The sequence below is a fragment of the Luedemannella flava genome (genome assembly GCF_039528515.1).
In the GTDB taxonomy this organism is placed as follows: domain Bacteria; phylum Actinomycetota; class Actinomycetes; order Mycobacteriales; family Micromonosporaceae; genus Luedemannella; species Luedemannella flava.
In genome coordinates this window covers 13,421-28,280 of sequence record NZ_BAAALT010000100.1, presented here as the reverse complement: position 1 = coordinate 28,280, position 14,860 = coordinate 13,421, and the positions used below count along the sequence as shown (strand labels likewise).

At 70.8% G+C, this 14,860-nt stretch carries 19 protein-coding genes, 2 tRNA genes and 1 pseudogene; 13 read left to right on the top strand and 9 right to left on the bottom strand.

Annotated elements, in window-relative coordinates:
• The first annotated feature begins 99 nt into the window (after positions 1–99).
• The 3 genes from ABD211_RS17550 to ABD211_RS17540 all read left to right on the top strand — a co-directional run bounded on the left by ABD211_RS17550 (position 100) and on the right by ABD211_RS17540 (position 2,802).
• Complete coding sequence (locus ABD211_RS17550) at positions 100–363, top strand: metal-sensitive transcriptional regulator (RefSeq protein ID WP_344132577.1); 264 nt, start codon at positions 100–102, stop codon at positions 361–363.
• 73 nt (positions 364–436) lie between these two features.
• Positions 437–2,284 (top strand): DNA primase, encoded by a 1,848-nt coding sequence (dnaG, locus tag ABD211_RS17545; RefSeq protein WP_344132574.1) that lies wholly within the window; start codon positions 437–439, stop codon positions 2,282–2,284.
• A 2-nt stretch (positions 2,285–2,286) separates the two neighbouring features.
• Complete coding sequence (locus ABD211_RS17540; protein ID WP_344132571.1) at positions 2,287–2,802, top strand: hypothetical protein; 516 nt, start codon at positions 2,287–2,289, stop codon at positions 2,800–2,802.
• 1 nt (position 2,803) lies between these two features.
• Here ABD211_RS17540 and ABD211_RS17535 read toward each other — a convergent pair whose 3' ends face one another.
• Positions 2,804–3,640: an SDR family oxidoreductase gene (locus ABD211_RS17535; protein ID WP_344132568.1), complete on the bottom strand. Its 837-nt coding sequence runs from the start codon at positions 3,638–3,640 to the stop codon at positions 2,804–2,806.
• A gap of 52 nt (positions 3,641–3,692) precedes the next feature.
• Here ABD211_RS17535 and ABD211_RS17530 point away from each other — a divergent pair, with 52 nt between their 5' ends.
• Positions 3,693–4,373, top strand: a complete 681-nt coding sequence (locus ABD211_RS17530) for a ThuA domain-containing protein (RefSeq protein ID WP_344132565.1) — start codon at positions 3,693–3,695, stop codon at positions 4,371–4,373.
• Positions 4,374–4,392: 19 nt separating this feature from the next.
• Here the strand turns inward: ABD211_RS17530 and ABD211_RS17525 are convergent, their stop codons facing one another.
• Positions 4,393–4,704 (bottom strand): hypothetical protein, encoded by a 312-nt coding sequence (locus ABD211_RS17525; RefSeq protein WP_344132562.1) that lies wholly within the window; start codon positions 4,702–4,704, stop codon positions 4,393–4,395.
• Between the two features lie 205 nt (positions 4,705–4,909).
• Here ABD211_RS17525 and ABD211_RS17520 point away from each other — a divergent pair.
• From ABD211_RS17520 to ABD211_RS17500, 5 genes and pseudogenes are all read left to right on the top strand, one after another.
• Positions 4,910–4,985: transfer RNA gene (locus ABD211_RS17520), tRNA-Asn, on the top strand.
• A 92-nt stretch (positions 4,986–5,077) separates the two neighbouring features.
• Entirely contained in the window at positions 5,078–5,413 is a 336-nt protein-coding gene (locus tag ABD211_RS17515) for a DUF2000 domain-containing protein (protein ID WP_344132560.1), read from the top strand.
• A gap of 245 nt (positions 5,414–5,658) precedes the next feature.
• Positions 5,659–6,696, top strand: a pseudogene (locus ABD211_RS17510) (APC family permease); the annotation flags it as partial.
• Positions 6,653–7,216, top strand: a complete 564-nt coding sequence (locus ABD211_RS17505) for a hypothetical protein (protein WP_344132556.1) — start codon at positions 6,653–6,655, stop codon at positions 7,214–7,216. The pseudogene ABD211_RS17510 and the gene ABD211_RS17505, both read left to right, overlap by 44 nt.
• A gap of 77 nt (positions 7,217–7,293) precedes the next feature.
• Positions 7,294–7,367: transfer RNA gene (locus ABD211_RS17500), tRNA-Ile, on the top strand.
• Positions 7,368–7,698: 331 nt separating this feature from the next.
• Here ABD211_RS17500 and ABD211_RS17495 read toward each other — a convergent pair.
• Positions 7,699–8,088: a YciI family protein gene (locus ABD211_RS17495; RefSeq protein WP_344132554.1), complete on the bottom strand. Its 390-nt coding sequence runs from the start codon at positions 8,086–8,088 to the stop codon at positions 7,699–7,701.
• Between the two features lie 136 nt (positions 8,089–8,224).
• On the opposite strand from ABD211_RS17495, the gene ABD211_RS17490 reads away from it, so the two are divergent.
• Positions 8,225–8,605, top strand: coding sequence for a VOC family protein (locus tag ABD211_RS17490; protein WP_344132551.1), 381 nt, complete (start codon positions 8,225–8,227; stop codon positions 8,603–8,605).
• Positions 8,606–8,614: 9 nt separating this feature from the next.
• On the opposite strand, the gene ABD211_RS17485 is transcribed toward ABD211_RS17490, so the two are convergent.
• On the bottom strand, positions 8,615–9,082 hold the full coding sequence (locus tag ABD211_RS17485; RefSeq protein ID WP_344132548.1) for a hypothetical protein: 468 nt from the start codon (positions 9,080–9,082) through the stop codon (positions 8,615–8,617).
• A gap of 40 nt (positions 9,083–9,122) precedes the next feature.
• Between ABD211_RS17485 and ABD211_RS17480 the strand changes: the two genes are divergently transcribed.
• On the top strand, positions 9,123–9,566 hold the full coding sequence (locus tag ABD211_RS17480; RefSeq protein WP_344132545.1) for a hypothetical protein: 444 nt from the start codon (positions 9,123–9,125) through the stop codon (positions 9,564–9,566).
• 17 nt (positions 9,567–9,583) lie between these two features.
• Entirely contained in the window at positions 9,584–10,108 is a 525-nt protein-coding gene (locus tag ABD211_RS17475; protein ID WP_344132542.1) for a hypothetical protein, read from the top strand.
• A 119-nt stretch (positions 10,109–10,227) separates the two neighbouring features.
• Here the strand turns inward: ABD211_RS17475 and ABD211_RS17470 are convergent, their stop codons facing one another.
• The gene (locus tag ABD211_RS17470; protein ID WP_344132539.1) at positions 10,228–10,659 is read right to left on the bottom strand and encodes a hypothetical protein; all 432 of its coding nucleotides are present in this window, start codon (positions 10,657–10,659) and stop codon (positions 10,228–10,230) included.
• Positions 10,660–10,717: 58 nt separating this feature from the next.
• Here ABD211_RS17470 and ABD211_RS17465 point away from each other — a divergent pair, with 58 nt between their 5' ends.
• Positions 10,718–11,092 carry a hypothetical protein gene (locus tag ABD211_RS17465; protein ID WP_344132536.1) on the top strand — a complete coding sequence of 125 codons (375 nt, stop codon included), beginning with the start codon at positions 10,718–10,720 and terminating at the stop codon, positions 11,090–11,092.
• On the opposite strand, the gene ABD211_RS17460 is transcribed toward ABD211_RS17465, so the two are convergent.
• The 4 genes from ABD211_RS17460 to ABD211_RS17445 form a co-directional block, all read right to left on the bottom strand.
• Positions 11,013–12,281, bottom strand: coding sequence for an RNA polymerase sigma factor (locus tag ABD211_RS17460; protein WP_344132533.1), 1,269 nt, complete (start codon positions 12,279–12,281; stop codon positions 11,013–11,015). The two genes, ABD211_RS17465 and ABD211_RS17460, sit on opposite strands and share 80 nt — an antisense overlap.
• Positions 12,278–12,610 carry a YciI family protein gene (locus tag ABD211_RS17455; RefSeq protein ID WP_344132530.1) on the bottom strand — a complete coding sequence of 111 codons (333 nt, stop codon included), beginning with the start codon at positions 12,608–12,610 and terminating at the stop codon, positions 12,278–12,280. Before ABD211_RS17455 ends, ABD211_RS17460 begins: the two co-directional genes overlap by 4 nt.
• A gap of 89 nt (positions 12,611–12,699) precedes the next feature.
• Entirely contained in the window at positions 12,700–13,833 is a 1,134-nt protein-coding gene (locus ABD211_RS17450; RefSeq protein WP_344132527.1) for a hypothetical protein, read from the bottom strand.
• Positions 13,834–13,886: 53 nt separating this feature from the next.
• The gene (locus tag ABD211_RS17445) at positions 13,887–14,855 is read right to left on the bottom strand and encodes a DUF1152 domain-containing protein (RefSeq protein WP_344132649.1); all 969 of its coding nucleotides are present in this window, start codon (positions 14,853–14,855) and stop codon (positions 13,887–13,889) included.
• Positions 14,856–14,860 lie beyond the last annotated feature (5 nt).

Sequence of the window (14,860 nt, the reverse complement as noted above, 5' to 3'; positions counted from 1 at the left end):
AGTCGTTTATCCCCCCGGGGGGATATGGTTCGACGCTAGCACATCCCCCCGGGGGGATAGGATGCAAAGGATCACAATCCGCGTCGAAGGAGAGAGCCCATGGAACTGCCGCCCGACGAGATGAAGGCGATCATCGTGCGGATGAAGCGCGCGCACGGACACCTGGGCAGCGTCATCAGGATGATGGAGGAGGGCGCCGACTGCGAGGCCGTCCTCACCCAGCTCGCGGCCGTCACCAAGGCGCTCAGCCGCGGTGGGTACGCGGTGGTCGCGACCGGACTGCGCCAGTGCGTCGCCAACGGCGACGGCCCGGACAGCGTCGACGTGAAGAAGATGGAGAAGCTCTTCCTCACCCTCGCCTGACTTCGGCGGGGGACAACTGGGATCGGCGACCACCGGTGGGGCAGGATGGTCTCCGGCACGTACGGAGGTGGCAGTGGCCGGCAAGATCCGCGACGAGGACATCGCGCTCGTGCGCGACAAGACCTCGATCGTCGACGTGATCTCCGAGTCGGTGACGCTGCGCTCGGCGGGCGGCGGCAACCTCAAGGGGATCTGTCCGTTCCACGACGAGAAGACGCCGTCGTTCAACGTGTCGGCCGCCCGCAACGTCTTCTACTGCCACGGCTGCGGGGCCGGCGGCGACGCGCTCAAGTTCGTCATGGACCACGAGCACCTGACGTTCGTGGAGGCCGTCGAGCGGCTGGCCGCCCGCGCCGGCGTCCAGCTGCGCTACGTGGAGGCGGGCCCCGCGCCCGTGCGCGCCCAGCAGGGCAACAAGGGGCGGCTCGTCGTCGCGCACGCGGCGGCCGCCGAGTTCTACGCCGCCCAGCTCGCCACCCCGGGCGCCCGGCCGGCCCGCGAGTTCCTCGCCCGGCGCGGCTTCGACCGGGCGGCCGCCCAGCGCTACGGCTGCGGGTTCGCCCCCGACTCCTGGGACGCCCTCGCGCACGAGCTGCGCCGCCGCGGCTTCTCGGTCGACGAGATGATCAACGCGGGCCTGGCGAAGCAGGGCCGGTCCGGCCCGATCGACCGGTTCCGCCGCCGGCTGCTCTGGCCGATCAGGGACCTGGCCGGCGACATCATCGGGTTCGGCGCCCGCAAGCTGTTCGACGACGACGACGGCCCGAAGTACCTGAACACCCCCGAGACCGCGATCTACAAGAAGTCGCACGTCCTCTACGGCGTCGACCAGGCCAAGCGCGAGATCGCCAAGCAGGGCCGCGTGGTCATCGTCGAGGGGTACACCGACGTGATGGCCTGCCACCTGGCCGGCGTGCCGCTCGCCGTGGCCACCTGCGGCACCGCGTTCGGCGGCGACCACATCAGCGTCCTGCGCCGCCTGCTCATGGACACCGACGCGTACGGCGGCGAGATCATCTTCACCTTCGACGGGGACGCGGCCGGCCAGAAGGCCGCGCTGCGCGCGTTCGAGGACGACCAGAAGTTCGTCGCGCAGACGTTCATCGCGGTCAGCCCCGACGGCATGGACCCGTGCGAGCTGCGGCTCGCCCACGGCGACGCCGCCGTGCGCGACCTCGTCGCCCGCCGCGAGCCGCTCATCGCGTTCGCGCTGCGCTCCACGCTCGCCCGGTTCGACCTCGACACCGCCGAGGGCCGCGTGGGCGCGCTGCGCGTCGCGGCCCCGCTCGTCGCGAAGATCAAAGACAGGGCACTGCGTCCCGAGTACGCCCGCAAGCTCGCCGGCGACCTCGGCATGGACGTCGAGCCGGTCACCCGGGCCGTGGCGAACGCGGCCGGCCGCCAGGGCACCGCCGTCGCGCCGTCGCCGCGCAGCGCCCCCGACGCCAACGACCCGCGCGTCCTCGTCGAGCGCGAGGCCCTCAAGCTCGCCATCCAGGAGCCGGTGCTGGCCGGCCCGGCGTTCGACGCCCTCGACGCCGACATCTACCTGCACCCGCTGCACGTCGCCGTGCGCGGCGCGGTCGCCGCCGCCGGCGGCGCCAGCTCCGCGGTCGGCGGCGTGAACTGGGTCGAGGCCGTCCGCGACGCGTGCGACGACCTGGGCGCCAAGGCGCTCGTCGGGGAGCTGGCCGTGCAGCCGCTCATGGTCGACGGCGACCCCGACCCCCGGTACGTGACGATCACGCTGGCCCGCCTGCAGCTGCACGCGGTGAGCCGGCGCATCGCCGACCTGAAGTCGAAGCTGCAACGCATCAACCCGGTCACCAACCAGGACGATCACCTGCGGCTCTTCGGCGAGCTGGTCTCGCTGGAGGGGCAGGCGCGCGCCCTGCGCGAGCAGACGGTCGGAGGGCTGTAGCCATGTGGGGACGCGCAAAGAAGCTGCCCGCCGAGCGCCGGCCGGCCCTGGAGCGCGACGAGCGCGTCGTCGCCTGGGCCGCGACGGCCGACGACGGCACGGTCGTGACCACCAACCTCGGCCTGTGGCTGCCCGGCCAGGAGGCGCGGCTGGGCTGGCACGAGATCCACAAGGCGGCGTGGGACAACCCGCGCCTGACCATCACCCCGGGCGCCTACGTCGAGCACGGCGACGGCTACAGCGTGATGGCCGACCAGCCGCCCGTCACGCTGTCGCTGACCGACCCGGGGGACGTCCCGTCGCAGATCAACACCCGGGTCACCCGGTCCGTGGCGTCGACCACCCACCACGCGCTCGCCTCCGGCGGCGGCGTGCGGGTCGTGGGCCGGCGGGTGCCGGGCGTCGACGGGGTGACCTGGCACGTCCGCTACGACGACGGCACCGACACCCACGACCCGCTCGTGGTGCTGCAGACCGCCCAGCTGGTCGCCGAGGCGGCCTACGTCCCGGCCGACTGAGTCACAGGATCGGCTTGCCGCCCGTCACCGGGACCACCGCCCCGGAGATGTAGCTCGCCTCGTCGGACGCGAGCAGGACGTACACGGGTGCGACCTCGGCGGGTTCGCCGGGACGACCCAGGGGGGTGTTCCTACCGAACTCCTTGACGTGGTCGGGCGGCATCGTCGACGGGATCAACGGCGTCCAGATCGGGCCCGGCGCGACCGCGTTCACCCGGATGCCCCGGTCGCCCAGCAGTTGCGCCAGCCCGGCCGTGAAGTTCGCGATGGCGCCCTTCGTCGTCGCGTAGGGCAGCAGCGTCGGGCGCGGCTGGTCGTAGTTGATCGACGTGGTGTTGATGATCGAGGCACCCGCGCCCATGTGCGGCAGCGCCGCCTGGACCAGGCGGAACATGGCGGTGATGTTCACGTCGAAGGTGTGCTGCCACTCCTCGTCCGTGATCTCCTCGACCTTCTCGTGGGTCATCTGGTACGCCGCGTTGTTGACCAGCACGTCCACCCGGCCGAACTCCGCCACCGCGCGGTGCGCCACCGCGCGGCAGTGGCCCGGGTCGGCCAGGTCGCCCGGCACGAGCACCGCCCGGCGGCCGGCCTCCTCCACCAGCCTGGCGGTGTCCTTGGCGTCGTCGTGCTCGCTCAGGTACGAGATGAGCACGTCCGCGCCCTCGCGGGCGAACGCGATCGCGGTCGCGCGGCCGATGCCGCTGTCGCCGCCCGTGATGACCGTGGCCTTGCCGGCCAGTCGGCCCGACCCCCGGTAGGAGTCCTCGCCGTGGTCCGGCTTGCGGTTCATCCCCGCCGTGGTGCCCGGCGGGCTCTGCTGCGGTTCTTCGCTCATGAATGGCCCATACCCCGGTTGGGGCGCGCGACACATCCGTTAGCGTCGCGGCATGGCGACCCGTCGGATCCTCGTGTTCTCGAAGACGACCGGCTACCGGCACGAGTCCATTCCGGCCGGCGTCGACGCGCTCCGCCGGGTCGCGGCGGGGGCCGGGTTCGCCGTCGATGCGACCGAGGACCCGGCCGTGTTCACGGTCGCCGCTCTCCGGACGTACTCGGCGGTGGTTTTTCTGCAGACCACGGGCCCGGTGCTGGACGCGGCCCGGCGCGACGCGGTGGCGGGGTTCATCACCGGCGGGGGCGGGTTCCTCGGCGTGCACGCGGCGATCCTCGCGGAGCCGGACTGGCCGTTCTACCGGGAGCTGCTCGGCACCGAGTTCGTCGGGCACCCGGACGTGCAGCGCGGGGTCGTCTCGGTCGTCTCAGCGGATCACCCGGCCACCGCCGGGCTGCCGGCGCGGTGGGAACGGGTCGACGAGTGGTACGACTTCGCGGGGCACCCGGGCATGCCCGTGCTGCTCACCGTGGACGAGGGCAGCTACGCCGGCGGCGGCATGGGCGACGGGCACCCCATCGCGTGGTGCCATTCGCGGCTCGGCGGCCGGATGTTCTACACGGCGCTGGGGCACACGGTCGAGGCGTACTCGGAGCCGGAGTTCCTGGCGCATCTGGCCGGCGGGCTGCGGTACGTCACGGGTGAGGGGCCGACGGCGCCGGACCCTCACCCGTAGTTGACGTGCATGACTGGGATCAGAACGCGTCGGCGGTGAACCCTGCCCGCCGGCTCGCGGTGTCCCAGGCACCCTCCTGGTCGGCGTCGCTCGCCAGGGCGGGGGTGCGCCCGTTCTTTGAGGAGTGCAGCTTGTCGGTCACGACCTGCTTGCCCTGGTCGTACAGTTTGGTGGCCTGCGCCTGGACGACGCCGGCCGCCTCCTGCACCGTGGGGCTCTCCCAGACCTGTCGGCTCTTCGCCACGATCTGCTCGTAGCGCTGCCGCCCGGCCTTGGAGCCGAGCACGTAGCCGACCGCCAAGCCGCCGAGGAACAGAAGCTTGCCGCGCATGTCTTTCCCCTCTCTGCCGTGCTGCCCGGTGTCCCTATCCTGCCCGCGTGGGGGCCGTTTCATGCGTCATCCTGCCGTACCCGGGCTGTTTCGTCCCAGATCTGTCCAGGTGAGGGTTACTGTCGTAGCTGGCGGCGCGGCGAGGGATACCCCCTGGCGCGAACCCCGGGTCGGTTGTGTACTCTTGTCGAGGCCTCAGGCACGGTCCCCCGTAGCTCAATTGGCAGAGCAGCCGGCTGTTAACCGGCAGGTTTTTGGTTCGAGTCCAAACGGGGGAGCCAGTCACCACCCCGGACCAGTTCTCAGGTCCGGGGTTCTTCGTTTTGTGAGAATTCCTCACGTTCTACGGTCCTCGACAAGGACCTGCCGCCGAGTGCTGGGTCTGAGCATCCGGGGACGCCTCTCGGAGCTGCTCGGCGCGGACGGCAAGGACGCCTCCGGCGGTCTGCACCTCAGCCTCAACACCCACCCGGTGCCCGTCGTGACCGCCGACCGGGCGCAGCTACGCGAGCTGCACGCCAAGGCCACCGCGAACCCCGACCTGCTCGTGGTCGCGTTCAGCGAGGTCGCCCGCCGGTCCCGCGACTACGAGGAGTACCTCGTCGAGCTGTCGCGGACCCCGGCCGAGGACATCGACTACCTCGCGATCGCCGTCTTCGGCCCGCGCAACCGGGTGACCGCCCTGACCAGGCGCGTCCCGCCGCTGTAGGGCCGGCCGGTGGGTTCGCACCGCCTCGGCCTCGCCGAGGGGACCGCCCTCTACGCGGGCGCTGTACTCGGACCCGGCGTCCTGGCGCTGCCGACAGGGCGCCCGCGCCGCCGGGCCCGCGTCGATCATCGCCTGGGCCGGCATGCTCGTGCTGAGCGCGCCCGTCGCCATCGCGTTCGCCGCGCGGTTCCCCGACGGCGGCGGCGTCGCGACGTTCGTCAGCCACGCCTTCGGCGCGCGCCGCGGCCATGGTGGGCTGGTGGTTCTACGTCGCCGTGCCCGTGGGCGTGCTGGCCGGCGCGATCATCGGCGGGCAGTACGTCGCGGCCGCGGTCGGCGGCGACGACGGCATGGTGCTCCTCATCGCGGGCACGCTGCTGTTCATCGCGTTCGCCGCGAACTACGTGGGCCTGCGGCTGTCCGGACGGTTGCAGCTGCTGCTGGTCTCGCTGCTCGTCCTGCTGCTGCTGGTCACGATGCTGACCGCCGCACCGCACGCCACCGTGGCCAACTTCCAGCCCTTCGCGCCGCACGGCTGCCTGGCCATCGGCACCGCCGCGAGCGTGCTCTACGCGTTCGCCGGCTGGGAGGCCGCCAGCCACCTGTCCGCCGAGTTCCGTCACCCCGCGCGGCACATCGGCCTGGCCACGGCGATGACGCTCGCCATCGTGGGGGTGCTGTACGTGGGCCTCACAGCCACCGTCTTCGGCGTGCTCGGGCCCGAGGCGGCCCGGACCGACGTGCCGCTGACCCTGCTGCTGGAGCGCGGCATGGGGCCGGCGACGCGCGTCGCGACCGCGGGCGCCGCGGTCTTCCTCACCCTCGGCGCCATCAACGCCTACATCGCCGGCGGCGCGCGGCTCGGCGCGGCACTGGGTCGCGACGGCGCCCTGCCGAGATGGCTGGCCACGGGTGGGAGCGCGGGTGACGTGCCGCGGCGCAGCCTCACCGCGCAGGCGATCGCCTGCGCGGTGACCGGCGTGGCGAGCGTCGTCCGGCGCCTCGACCTGGACACGCTCATGCGCGCCACGTCCGCGTGCCTGGTCGCCGTCACCGCGGCCGGCATGTTCGCGGCCGTGCGCCTGCTGCCCCGGCGCACTCCGTTGTGGTGGGGCGCCCTCATCGGCAGCGGCTTTCCGGTAGGGGTGTTCGCGTTCTGCGGCCCGCTGGTCGTCATTCCGCATGCCGCACGCGCCGCACGAGAACCTCGAGGAGCACCTGCACGAGCACCTCCCGCACATGCACATCAGCTACGGCTTCGAGATCCCGCGGCACGAGCTTGACCAGCTGCCGAAGGAGACCATGCTCTCGGTCACCATGGCGGTCAAGAAGACGCACCGCGTCGACTGCAACCCGATCTTCATCAACCGCAAGAACGCCAACGAGGGCGAGTGCCTGAAGATCGGTGGCGACGACGTGCACTGGATCCACAGCGAGGAGATGCCAAAGAAGGCCACCGAGCTGTTCGCGCGCACCGGCCGACGACTGCCCGACGACATGTACTTCTCGGGCTTCGGCACCTACTTCATCGTCACCATGCGGACCCTGCGTCAGCGACTCTCGCCGCCCGGCATGCTGGGCCGGGTCGTGACGGTCGGCCAGGTCGCGTCCTGGTCGCCCATCCCGCTCGGCGCGCTGCTGGGCGGCTGGGTGACGGTCACGGTGGGCAGCGCGGCCACCGTGTTCATCGGGCTCGGGATCCTCCAGGCGATCATCGCGGGCGCGTCCCTGTTCAGCGCGCTCGGGCGGGCGGACGACTACCTGAGCCTCACCGTCCGCGAGCCGGTGGCGGCCTCAACCTGACGTGGACCGACGCCGTCCGGGGCCGGGACGCCGGCCCCGGAGGCGTGGGTGAACAGGGTAGGTAAGCTGACCCCGCCGGGGCGGTAGCTCAGCCGGTTAGAGCAGGGGACTCATAATCCCTGGGTCGCGGGTTCGAGTCCCGCCCGCCCCACCCTGGTGTTTTGCGCAGTTGAAGATCGCCGCTTCGCGCGCTCAGTGACAAGATCGGTGACGGACGTGTCCGTGAACGCCGCGCCTTGGCTTTTCGCGGCCAGCGCCGATAGCACGCAGCGCACGGGCCCACGGCTTTCACATGCCGCCATCGTCGCGGCAGGCTGACGGCCAACGACTGTTCTGCCAGCCGCTTGGCCACATCCACGGTCGTCGCCACAGTCGAAGGCTACTTCGGCGCTGAGCGCGCACTCGCCACGACGGTGCTGGCTGTCGCGGCGAGTGTGCGATCGGTGATTGCGGGCGATCCGGTCAAACGCAACGACCGGCCATCACAGCGAACGTCGCTGTTCCTGCCTTTCGGCCAGCCGGAGCATCTCGTCCTGTTCGATGTCGGCCATGATCTCCCGTACCTCCTGCGCGCAGCGGCAGGCGGCGGCGAACTTGGCAGCCCACACCAGCGCCTCCTCGCGTGAGGGCACGTCAACGACCACGAGCCCGCCGATGACCTCCTTGGTCTCCGGGTACGGGCCGTCGGTGACCACCCCGTCAGTGGCCACGATGCTTGCCCGCTGACGTTCCAGTCCACCGCCGAATACCCACACGCCGGCGTCCATGGCCTCCTGGGACACCGCGTGCGCGGCCTTGCCCACGTCAGGCAACTCCTCGCCGGTGATGTGATCCATCGCGCCGTCATCGAACGAGATCAAATACAGTGGCATCGCACGACTCCCTTGTCCTGGCGGCCTACTCCGGCCGTCCCACCTCAGCTACGAACAGGTCGCCCCGGATCCGACACTGCCAGAAGAAATTTCTCACGGGACCTCGTCATCCGGCCCGCAAGCGCCAAAATGGCTCATGCACCGCAGTCGGCTCGTTGGCATTCTCATCGACACGCCTGCCGCGAAGGTCGGCGCGGAGGTGGACTTCTGGTCCGGGGCGTTGGGCGTGCCGAGCTTTCCCGCGCCCGGCGAGGAGCAGTACACCGTCCTGGTCGATGCCGTCCCCTCGCTGTTCACCGTCGTCCAGGCCGTCGATGACGCGCCGCGCTACCACCTTGACATCGAAACCGATGATCTCGAAGCGGAGGTCGCCCGCCTGGCCGCGCTCGGCGCGGAGCCGGTGACCCGCTGGCAGGACGCCCACACGTTGCGCACGCCGGGCGGCCACCTGCTCTGTGTGGTGCCGGTGCACAGCGACCCCGAGACGTTCGCCAACTCGGCTCGGACGTGGCCGTGACGCCACGCGTCAATCCAGGGCGGAGCGCGCGGCGGCGAGGAACGCGCCGCGCAGTTCGTCCAGCTCGGCATAGAGGTCGTCGAGCGTAGGAACGCCGTCCCAGACAGCACGGTTCAGCCGGACGAAGTATTCGCGGGCGGCAGTGTGCACGCCAGCGGGATACAGCACCTGGAGCATGCGTTCGGCGACCCAGAGCCGGTTCATGATCTCTTGAGCACTGGTGGGCCAAGCGTCATCAGCGGTCCAGGTGTCGGGGCGGCTGAACGCGACGCGTTCCGCTTCGGCGGCAACGGCGATGAAGCGTTCGAGGTGGGTGAGCCGCTCGGCGCGCCTGCTCTCGGCCCGGTCGGCGTCCTGCTTGCGCTGCTCGACGCGCGCGCTCATGCGTTGGGTGTTGCTCTGCACCAGATAGGACAGACCGCCACCGAGGACCACGCCGCCGAGAGAGACGATCGCGGTGACGAGTTCGCCGGCCATCGGGCCACTGTAGCGATCGGCGTCACGTACGCTTCGCGCCGTGAGTTACCTGATCGACGAGAGCACCCGCCAGGTCCGGCAGTTCGTCTGCCAGTGCTGCGGGACGCAGGCGGAGCGGACCTGGGCGCACGTCGACCGGGACGGCGCCGCGGCGGCCGTGTACTACGCGAGCTGCTACCACCACAATGGCGTCCACGAGGCGTGGATCGACGCGATCCTCGGCACCTGGGGCCGGGACGACTACAGCGACCACCTGACGTTCTCCTGCCGGGTCGGGCCGGTCCAGGGCTCGCCGCTGCCCGCCGCGACCCTGGTCGACGGCGGCTTCGTATCCCCGGACGAGCCGGTCTTCGGACACAAGGTCAGCCGCGAGGAGGGCCTGAGGCACCCGCGCCTCGCCGACTTCTGGGCACTGGTCGACACGGTCCTGGAGCGCGACGCCCTCGTCCGTCGTCACGTCTACGGCACGGCCGCCACGCCCTGACCTCGGACGGAGGGTGCATGGGCATCGACTACAGCTTCGACGTGTACGTTCACCGCCGCGACGCCGGTCGCCTGCTGGCGGCCGTCGCGGCCCTGTGTGACACGTCCCATGGCGAACGACGGACCACGGTGGCCCTGCCCGACGGTACGACGGTGGATCTTCCCGCCACCTACGGGTTCAAGGCTGGTCGGACCGTCGAGCTTGCGGAGGTGGTCGCGGGCAGGGACCGGTCGAGCTTCGACATGGTGCTGTGCTTCCCTCAGGACGACGTGTTACGCAGGTACCGGGACGACTCGACCGACGTCGACGTCACCTCAGCGACCAGCGGGCAGAGCCGGGTTTTCCTGGCGTCACCCGCAGTCAGGCAGACGTTCGCGACGGTCGCGCTGTCCGTCGGCGCGCCGCTGTGCCTGCTCGATGTCGAGGAACGGTTCGACATCGTCGTGACCGTGTCCGACCAGCCGGTCTCCATCGAGATTCCGGTCCGTGCCTGCTGTGGGACCCGTGGGCGCCCAAGGATGAGGCGTACCAGGAACTACTGACCTGGCTGGCCGGGCCGCGGCCCACGACGTCGACCTTCATCGTCGGCCCGGGCCACGCGGACTACGACGCGTTCATCGACGACCTGACCAACCACTCCAAGGTGAGCGGCGTAGTCGTCTCACCAGATCAGGACCACCAGGGCCTCGTCGTCGGCGAGGTCGGCGATGGTGGTACGCAGTAGGTTCAGGGTGTCGGTGAACGCTCCCTGGAGTTCGTCGTCGTCGAGCTCGTCGTACTGGTCCATGAACTCGCGGATCTCACCGAGCGGGTACCCGGCCGGGTCGAGCTGAGGCAGGAGCGCCCGGTGCTCGGTGGTGATGACGGTGTCGTACGGGCCGTCCGGGTCGGTGCGGTACGGCAGCTCCGTACTGTCGATCGGAATGTCCCGTTCACCCAGGAAGGTGAGCACGTCGAGCATGAGGTACCCGGAGTAGGGGAAGGCGTCCGGGTCGATCCGCCGCCCGAACTTCGTGGCGACCACGTGCACCGGCAACTGCTCGGCTACGAGCAGGTCGCGGGGGACAAGGTAGAGCTGCGCGATGGCCGACATCGGCCCAACCTAGCGGCTCGCCGCGCCGACCGCTCGACCTCGGGGCACACTGGTCCGCGTGAGTGAGCCCTTCGTATGGTCGGAGCATGCGCAGCGGTGGCGCTTCCCACCGCCGCCAGACGCCGTGGCGGCGATCGACGAGGTCGGCCACGAGCTCGGGTCGGACGCGGACATCGACGCGGTCATCGCGGCGCTCGTCGCGCGCGAGCTGAGCTTCCTGGAGTGCATGCAGGGCCTCGTGGCGATCAAGGCCGTGACCATGCCGCAGGCAAAACAGCTCGTACACCGCCACCATGCACTCGCCGCCGGCCGGAAAGACCGTGAGGCGTTCTGGGCGGGGCTGTACGACGAGATCACGAAGGAACTGGCAGACCGGCAGCGAGGTCCGGCGACCGACCCTGTGGACCGGCAAGCTGGTCGCGGCGGCGGGTGAGGTACGCCGTCTCGGCGGTGTTGCCGGCCAGTCCGATGGCCCGGTCGTACTCGGCCCGGGACTCCTCGCCGCGGCCCAGCCGGCGCAGCAGCTCGGCGCGGGTGGCGTGGAAGGCGTGGTAGCCGTCCAGCGGCAGCCGGTCGACCTCGGCCAGCGCGACCTCCGGGCCGTCGAGTTCGGCGACCGCGACCGCCCGGTTGAGCCGCACGATCGGTGACGGTTCGAGGCGGACCAGCTGGTCGTAGAGCGCGACGACCTGTGACCAGTCGGTGTCGCGGAAGTCCCGGGCGTCCGTGTGGACGGCGTTGATCGCGGCGAGGATCTGGTAGCGCCCCGGCGCCTGGCCGGAGGCGAGACGCGCGCGGACCAGGGCGTGGCCCTCGGCGATCAGCACGCGGTCCCAGGCGCCGCGGTCCTGGTCCCGCAGAGCGACGAGTTCTCCCCGCACCGACACCCGCGCGGCCCGGCGGGCCTCCGTCAGGAGCATCAGCGCCAGGAGCCCGGCGACCTCGCCGTCGGCGGGCAGGAGGGCACGGACCAGCCGGGTCAGCCGGACCGCCTCGGCGGTCAGGTCGCCGCGGACCGGCTCCTTGCCGGGGTCGGACGCCAGGTAGCCCTCGTTGAAGATCAGATAAAGGACGGCGAGCACCCCGGTGATCCGGGCCGGGATGTCCTCGCGGAACGGCACGCCGTACGGAATCTTTGCTGCCTTGATCTTTGCTTTTGCGCGGGTGATCCGGCGGCCCATGGCGCTCTCCTCGACCAGGAACGCGCGGGCGATCTCGGGCACGGTCAGCCCGCCGACCATCCGTAGGGTCAGCGCGATACGCGCGTCCATGGCCAGCGCGGGGTGGCAGCAGGTGAGCACGAGGCGTAGCCGGTCGTCGTCGATGGCGCCGAGCGGTTCAGGGATGTCGATCAGCATCAGCGCCTCCCGGTGCTTCTCGTCGCGCTTGACCTCGCGGCGGAGCCGGTCGATGGCCTTGCGCTGGGCGGTGGTGGTCAGCCAGGCGCCCGGGTTCGGCGGGACGCCGTCGACCGGCCAGCGTTCGACGGCGGTCGCGAACGCCTCGGCGGCCATCTCCTCGGCGATGTCCAGGTCGCCCAGGCGCCTGGCCAGGGTCGCGACCACCCGGGCCCACTCCTCGCGGTGGACCCGGGTGATCACCTCACCGACGTCGTCGGTCATTCGCCCAGGAACGGTCGGAGTTCGATCCGCCGGTTGCAGGCCTTCGATCCGAGGGCCGCGAGCCGCAGCGCCACGTCGAGGTGCGGTGCCTCGATGATCCAGAAGCCGGCGATATGCTCCTTCGACTCCAGGTAGGGCCCGTCGGTGAACACCGGCTCCCCGTCCCGGCCGTCGACGACCGTGGCCGTGTCGGGCGACGCGAGGCCGCCGGCGAACACCCAGTGCCCGTCGGTCTTCAGCTGTTCGTTGAAGACGTCGATCGCGGCCGCCTCGTCCGAGGTCGCGAGTTCGGTCGAGTCGAAGAGTACGGACATCAGGTACTGCGCCATCGTGATCATCTCCTGTTGTCGGGTGGCCGCCTTTCACCCCTGCTACGAACGACGCTTCCCCGATCGGACACATTATTTCGAGGATCTGTTCAGCCGACGCGCTGGCGGACCTCGCGCAGCTCCTCGACGGTGAGGTAGGTGATGCCCCGGTCGCTGAGACCGAGCCGCAGCAGCGCGATCTGCGTGTCGGTCACCCGGTCGGGTCGTTCCAGGTAGGCGATGTGGGCGGCCTTCTCGGCGTCGAGCCCGGGGTGGCGCTGGACGGCCAGCGTGTACTTGTGGTCGTCGGCCACGGCCTGGCCGGACTCCGGCCCGGCCACCTCGCGCAGGTGCGCGACGGGCAGCTCGACCTGGTATCCGCGCGGGTTGAGGCCCTCGAACTTCGTGACGAAGCCGGGCGGGTAGAGGATCTCCGCGCCGTCGAGCCAGCCCTGCAGCCCGAACGGATTGATGTAGTACCCGGCGGAGCCGGTCACCGCGATGAGGCCACCCACCGCGGCGCCGCGCAGCCAGTGGCTGTTGTAGGTGACGCCCGTCGACAGGTAGTGCCGCTGTCCCATGTCCATCTGCGTGACGCCGTGCACGATGTTGGCCTCCACGGGAAGCCGGCTGATCAGGGTGATCTCGGTCGGCTCGTGCTCATTCTTGGGCGCCCGGGCCGCGCGGTACGTGGTGAGGGTGAGCCCGAGCTCGCCCAGCGTGGGAATCTTGGGCAGCCCGGCGGCGAGCGCCGCCCAACCGTCGCCGTAGGGCCCCCAGTGCTGGGCGGCGCCCATGTAGTGCGGGTTCGCCTCGCCGGAGGGCAGCACCCTGACGGCCTTGTTCGCGTTGCTGTACGCCTCGACCGCCAGCACCTCCTCCGGGGTCAGCCCGTACGTGGCGACCAGCACCTTCTTGATTTTGTACGGGGCCGTGGCGGCCTCGATCAGCTTCTCGTCGTCCGCCTCGAGTGGCGGATCGGCGATCTCCTGGCGCGCCGTGATGATGCCGCGCCGGTGCAGGTCGGCCGTCGCCAGCAGGCTCTTGAGCAGGATCATGTCCATCGGCCCGCTCGGGCGCCGCAACATGAAGGCCTGCCACTCGCGTTCGGCGACGGTGGACTGCGCCAGGATGATCGCGGCGAGGCTGTCGTCGGGTCGGCGCGCGCGGACGGCCTTCACCAGGGCGCAGTCGACGACCTGCTGGTCGGTCTGCAACGGATGCGGGTACTCGTGAATTGGCATGCCCGTACAGAGGAACGCCGGCGGCGCGCTGATACAACAGACGCGACGGTGTCCTAGTGGGGATACGCGCGGGGGATGCGGGTCGGCGTCTCGTTGCGGAACGCCTCGATGCGGCCGATCACCTGACGGCGGCCGACGGTGTTCTCGAGACGGTCGAGATAGAGGCACCGGGCAGCCAGTTTGTCGAGGTCGACGGTGAAGTACATGGCCATGAGCGGATTGACGAACAGGGCGCTGCCGCTCGTGCGCCGGGTGAACTGGACGTCCCCGAACGCGCCGCTGGTGGCGGCCGCGATCTGGCCGTTGACGATGCTCGGCCGGTCGGGCGTGGCGGCCTGGCCGTGGGCGACAGCGTCCCGGTAGAGCCCCGCCTCCCGGCTGTTGCCCGGGATCGACAGCGCGCCGAGGTAGCCGCCCTCGCGGTCGAGGGCGGCGAGGTTCTCCAGCACCTGCACGTGGTTGACCCCGTGGTACGCGTCGATGCCGAAGCCGAGGCAGGTCACCAGCTTCACCGGCACGTCGAGGCGGGCCGCGGCGGCGAGGCTCGTGATGTCCTCGACCGGCGTGCCCAGGGCGGACTCGTCGCCGCGCAGGAGGATGTCCGTCCCGCCGTCGACCAGGACGACCGCGTCGATGCTCAACAGCTCCATGAGGTACTGGTAGGCGGCCCGCTGGGTCTGCACGCCCAGCGGCGGGAAGGCGTAGACCGTGGCGGGCAGTCCCTGCGCGGCGAGCCAACGGGCGAGCGCCCGCTCGGGGAAGTACCAGTCCGGGCTGGTGGTGTCCGGCGTGACGGCCGCGACGTTGGGCGTCGCCCAGCTGTCGGTGTCGATCAGTTCGAGCTGGGAGAAGGACAGGTTGGCCAGGTGCACCTGCTTGCCGGCGTCCTGTAGCGCGAGGGCCAGCGGCAGGCCGGCGTAGACGTCGAACCCGCCGCCCGCGCCGGCGATCAGGACGTTGCGGGCCGGCGCCAGCGCGACGAACAGCGGCGGCGTCGCCAACGAGAACGTGTCCGAGCCCATCACCG

Excerpts from the sequence above, each read along its gene's own strand:
- ABD211_RS17550 (WP_344132577.1), top strand. The coding sequence starts at position 100 with ATGGAACTGCCGCCCGACGAGATGAAGGCGATCATCGTGCGGATGAAG.
- ABD211_RS17540 (WP_344132571.1), top strand. The coding sequence starts at position 2,287 with ATGTGGGGACGCGCAAAGAAGCTGCCCGCCGAGCGCCGGCCGGCCCTG.
- ABD211_RS17535 (WP_344132568.1), bottom strand. The coding sequence starts at position 3,640 with ATGAGCGAAGAACCGCAGCAGAGCCCGCCGGGCACCACGGCGGGGATG.
- ABD211_RS17530 (WP_344132565.1), top strand. The coding sequence starts at position 3,693 with ATGGCGACCCGTCGGATCCTCGTGTTCTCGAAGACGACCGGCTACCGG.
- ABD211_RS17525 (WP_344132562.1), bottom strand. The coding sequence starts at position 4,704 with ATGCGCGGCAAGCTTCTGTTCCTCGGCGGCTTGGCGGTCGGCTACGTG.
- ABD211_RS17505 (WP_344132556.1), top strand. The coding sequence starts at position 6,653 with ATGCACATCAGCTACGGCTTCGAGATCCCGCGGCACGAGCTTGACCAG.
- ABD211_RS17495 (WP_344132554.1), bottom strand. The coding sequence starts at position 8,088 with ATGCCACTGTATTTGATCTCGTTCGATGACGGCGCGATGGATCACATC.
- ABD211_RS17490 (WP_344132551.1), top strand. The coding sequence starts at position 8,225 with ATGCACCGCAGTCGGCTCGTTGGCATTCTCATCGACACGCCTGCCGCG.
- ABD211_RS17485 (WP_344132548.1), bottom strand. The coding sequence starts at position 9,082 with ATGGCCGGCGAACTCGTCACCGCGATCGTCTCTCTCGGCGGCGTGGTC.
- ABD211_RS17475 (WP_344132542.1), top strand. The coding sequence starts at position 9,584 with ATGGGCATCGACTACAGCTTCGACGTGTACGTTCACCGCCGCGACGCC.
- ABD211_RS17470 (WP_344132539.1), bottom strand. The coding sequence starts at position 10,659 with ATGTCGGCCATCGCGCAGCTCTACCTTGTCCCCCGCGACCTGCTCGTA.
- ABD211_RS17460 (WP_344132533.1), bottom strand. The coding sequence starts at position 12,281 with ATGACCGACGACGTCGGTGAGGTGATCACCCGGGTCCACCGCGAGGAG.
- ABD211_RS17455 (WP_344132530.1), bottom strand. The coding sequence starts at position 12,610 with ATGGCGCAGTACCTGATGTCCGTACTCTTCGACTCGACCGAACTCGCG.
- ABD211_RS17450 (WP_344132527.1), bottom strand. The coding sequence starts at position 13,833 with ATGCCAATTCACGAGTACCCGCATCCGTTGCAGACCGACCAGCAGGTC.
- ABD211_RS17445 (WP_344132649.1), bottom strand. The coding sequence starts at position 14,855 with ATGGGCTCGGACACGTTCTCGTTGGCGACGCCGCCGCTGTTCGTCGCG.